Origin of the sequence: Microbacterium sp. 69-7, from assembly GCF_001897985.1 — a bacterium.
Classification (GTDB): domain Bacteria; phylum Actinomycetota; class Actinomycetes; order Actinomycetales; family Microbacteriaceae; genus Microbacterium; species Microbacterium laevaniformans.
Genome location: NZ_MKRU01000107.1, coordinates 1 through 4,023, shown reverse-complemented (window position 1 = coordinate 4,023; position 4,023 = coordinate 1). Strand labels below are relative to the sequence as shown.

4 protein-coding genes and 2 riboswitches are annotated in these 4,023 nt (G+C 69.9%); all 4 genes read right to left on the bottom strand.

Features of this window, described 5'->3' with window-relative positions:
• Positions 1–1,943, bottom strand: a 1,943-nt coding sequence (locus BGN98_RS13590; RefSeq protein ID WP_288121678.1) for an aminomethyl-transferring glycine dehydrogenase, incomplete at its 3' end; no start/stop codon positions are given.
• 56 nt (positions 1,944–1,999) lie between these two features.
• Positions 2,000–2,383 carry a glycine cleavage system protein GcvH gene (gene gcvH, locus BGN98_RS13585; protein ID WP_005053723.1) on the bottom strand — a complete coding sequence of 128 codons (384 nt, stop codon included), beginning with the start codon at positions 2,381–2,383 and terminating at the stop codon, positions 2,000–2,002.
• Positions 2,380–3,489 carry a glycine cleavage system aminomethyltransferase GcvT gene (gene gcvT / locus BGN98_RS13580; protein ID WP_288121677.1) on the bottom strand — a complete coding sequence of 370 codons (1,110 nt, stop codon included), beginning with the start codon at positions 3,487–3,489 and terminating at the stop codon, positions 2,380–2,382. The genes gcvH and gcvT overlap by 4 nt, the downstream gene beginning before the upstream one ends.
• 53 nt (positions 3,490–3,542) lie before the next feature.
• Positions 3,543–3,644, bottom strand: a riboswitch (glycine riboswitch).
• A gap of 1 nt (position 3,645) precedes the next feature.
• Positions 3,646–3,752: riboswitch (glycine riboswitch) on the bottom strand.
• A gap of 57 nt (positions 3,753–3,809) precedes the next feature.
• Positions 3,810–4,023: trypsin-like serine protease (locus BGN98_RS13575; RefSeq protein WP_288121676.1), on the bottom strand; the 214-nt coding region annotated here is incomplete at its 5' end.

Below are 4,023 nucleotides of genomic sequence, written 5' to 3'. Positions count from 1 at the left end.
CCGGCGTCGTGCACGGCGGCGGTGATGTCGACGACGTCCTGCTCGTACACGCCGTGCGTCGACGGGTACGTGATCATCAGTGCGGCGAGCGCGTCGGCGTGCGCGGCGATCTTGGCCCGCAGGTCGGCGAGGTCGACGTTGCCGGCCTCGTCGCACGCGACGACGACGACCCGCATGCCGGCGAGCACGGCGGATGCCGCGTTGGTGCCGTGGGCCGACGACGGAATGAGGCACACATCGCGCTGCTCATCGCCGCGGGAGTGGTGGTAGCCGCGGATCGCGAGCAGCCCCGCCAGCTCGCCCTGCGAACCCGCGTTGGGTTGGAGGGAGACCGCGTCGTACCCGGTGATCTCCGCCAGCCACGACTCGAGCTGCTCGATGAGCACCAGGTAGCCCGCGACATCCTCGATCGGTGCGAACGGGTGCACGCGGGAGAACTCGGGCCACGACACCGCCGCCATCTCGGTCGCCGCGTTCAGCTTCATCGTGCAGGACCCCAGCGGGATCATGCCGCGATCGAGCGCATAGTCCCGGTCGGCCAGCTGCTTGAGGTAGCGCATCATGGCGGTCTCGGAGTGGTGAGCGTGGAAGACGGGATGCGTCAGGAACTCGTCGGTGCGCCGCAGCGACTCCGGCAGCGACGCGGCACCGCTTCCGGTGGCCCACCCGAAGGCGCGCTGTGCGCGTCCTCCGAAAACCTGGGCGAGCGCATGGAGCTCGCTGACCGTCGTGGCCTCGTCGACCGAGATGCCGACCGTGTCGCTGTCGCGGAACCACAGCTGGAACCCGCGCTCGCGCGCCGCACCCACGACCTCACCGGCCCGGCCCGGAACCGCCACCACGAGCGTGTCGAAGAAGTCCTCGTGCAGCACCTCGTTGCCGGCCTCCACGAGCCAGTCACGCAGCAGGTGCGCCTTGCCGGTGACCTCGTCGGCGATGCGACGCAGTCCGTGCGGACCGTGGTAGACGGCGTACATCGAGGCCATGACGGCCAGCAGCACCTGCGCCGTGCAGATGTTGGAGGTCGCCTTCTCGCGACGGATGTGCTGTTCGCGCGTCTGCAGCGAGAGGCGGTAGGCCGGGCGGCCCTCGGCATCCACCGAGACGCCGACGAGGCGGCCCGGCAGCTGGCGTTCGAGTCCGGAGCGGACCGCCATGTACCCGGCGTGCGGGCCGCCGAAGCCCATCGGCACGCCGAAGCGCTGCGTGGTGCCCACGGCGATGTCGGCGCCGAGCGAGCCCGGCGAGCGCAGCAACGTCAGCGCCAACAGGTCGGCCGCGACCACGACGAGGCCGCCCTGCGCCTGCACGGCGCCGATCACGGCGGACGGGTCCCACACGCGTCCGGAGGCTCCGGGGTACTGCACGAAGGCGCCGAACGCGCCTGCCGCGTCGAGGGGCACACCATCGGCGGCAAGGTCGGCCTCGACGATCTCGATGCCGAGAGCCGCCGCACGATGAACGAGCAGGGCCTTCGTCTGGGGCAGGGCGTCGGCATCCACGAGGAACACGGGGCTCTGCGCCTTCGAGGCGCGGCGGGCGACGAGCATCCCCTCCACGACGGCGGTCGCCTCGTCGAGCATCGAGGCGTTGGCCGTGGCGAGACCGGTGAGGTCGGTGACCATCGTCTGGAAGTTGATGAGGGCCTCGAGCCGACCCTGCGAGATCTCCGGCTGGTAAGGGGTGTAGGCCGTGTACCAGGAGGGGTTCTCGAAGACGTTGCGCGCGATGACGGACGGCGTGAGCGTGTCGTAGTAGCCGAGCCCGATCATGGCGCGCGCGGGCCGGTTCTGCGAGGCGAGCTCGCGCAGTTCTGCGAGCGCCTCGGCCTCAGTGGCAGCGAAAGGGATCGCACCGTCCACGACGGGCGCGGCGTTGATGGATGCCGGGACCGCCCGCTCGACGAGGGCATTCACGCTCTCGTAGCCGAGCACGTTGAGCATCTGCGCCTGGGCGGAGGCGTCCGTGCCGATGTGCCGATCGCGGAAGGGGGCCGTGTTCACTCCTCGCCGCCCGTGAGTGCGACGTAGGCGGTCCGATCCAGGAGGCCGTCGACATCGGCCGGGTCGACCTGGATCTTCACGAGCCATCCTCCCTCGAACGCGCCGCTGTTGACGAGAGACGGGTCGTCCACGACGGCGTCGTTGACGGCGACGATCTCGCCGGACAGCGGCGCGTAGAGCTCACCGACCGACTTCGTGGACTCGATCTCGCCGCACACCGTGTTCGCGGTGACGGTGGAGCCCACCGCGGGCAGGTCGACATAGACGACGTCGCCGAGCTTTTCGGCGGCGTAGTCCGTGATCCCGACGGTGGCGACGTCGCCCGCGAGGGCGACCCACTCGTGTTCTTCGGTGTACTTGAGAGCGGTCAGGTCGGTCATGCGGTCCTCCGGTAGAAAGGCAGGGCGGTCACTGTCGCGGGGATGAGAGTGCCCCGCACGTCGATGAAGAGCGAGGTGCCGGGCTCGGCGAGAGCCGGCGGGACAAAGGCCATGGCGATGGGGTGTCCGAGCGTCGGGCTCAGTGCCCCGCTCGTGATCTCACCGACCGAGGTGCCGTCGGCATCCATGACGGCGTACCCCGCGCGGCCGGCGCGACGCCCCTCGGCGACGAGACCGACGAGCACGGGCAGATCAGTGGATGCCGTGACGACGGCCTCCTTGCCGACGAACTCGCCCTTGTCGGCGGAGACGACGCGTCCGAGCCCCGCCTGAGCGGGTCGGATCGCGGTCGACAGTTCGTGGCCGTGCAGCGGCATGCCCGCCTCCAACCGGAGCGTGTCGCGGGCGGCGAGTCCCGCGGGGACGAGCCCGAGCGGCTCCCCCGCCGCGAGCAAGGCGTCCCAGAGTGCGGGGGCGAGCGCGTTCGGCACCATCAGTTCGAAGCCGTCCTCGCCCGTGTACCCGGTGCGGGCGATGAAGAGCTTCTCGTCTTGGAACCGGCCCTGCGACCAGGCGTAGTAGCCGAGGTCGGCGAGGGCGGGCGCCACGTCCGTGACACCGACCGTCGCCTCCACGATCTCTCGCGCGCGCGGACCCTGCACGGCGATGAGGGACATCTGGTCGGAGATGTCCTCGACGACGGCGGGCGTGTATGCGGCCCGTGCAACGAACGCCTCCGCGACGAGCGCACGGTTGCCGGCGTTGGAGATCACCAGGAAGTCATCGTCGCCGGTGCGGTAGACGATGACGTCGTCGATCACCCCGCCGGTCTCATCCAGCAGCAGCGAGTACTTCGCCTTGCCGATCTTCATGGTCGAGATCCGTCCGGCGAGCGCATAGTCGAGGAAGGCCGCGGCTCCCGAACCCGTCACAAGAAACTCCGCCATGTGCGAGATGTCGAACAGGCCGGCGGCGGTGCGCACAGCGTGATGCTCGGCGAGATCCGAGGTGTAGCGCACCGGCATGTTCCAGCCGCCGAAGTCGGTGAACGAGGCGCCGAGGGCAGCATGGCGATCGGCGAGGGCGGTGGTGCGAAGATCTGGCATGAGTTCTCCCCGGGACATCGGGCGGGCGGATGCCGGGACCGGCAGCCGGGAACTCCCCCTCTGTCATCGGCCTGAGAGTTTCGCCGGACCCGCATGCGCGGAACCGGCTTTCACCGTCGGCGGATCCCCAACTGCGGGATCACTTTCCAGAGCGGCCGGACGCGAGCGGTACGCGGACCTGAGAGATTGGCGGGGAGGCTTGCTCCTTCGGTGCCCGGATCCTCGTAAAACACTGGATGCCGGGGCTCTCCCGCACACGTCATGCGGCCTGTCTTCAGTTGCCCTGTCAGCATAGCGCCTGGCTCGACGGGCACGAGCGACTATCGGGTGCAGCGCCCCGACGCGACGGTCGGCGAGTCGGTCGTTACCCGTTCGAGCTCCGGGCGCAGCACGTTCGTCGTGGTCGCGTAGCCACGCCCGTCGCCGTCGGCGCCGCGGGCGAAGACCACGCCGACGACGTCGCCAGCGGCATCCAGCAGCGGGCCACCGGAGTTGCCCGGCTGCACGTCCGCCTGCAAGGCGTAGATCTCCCTC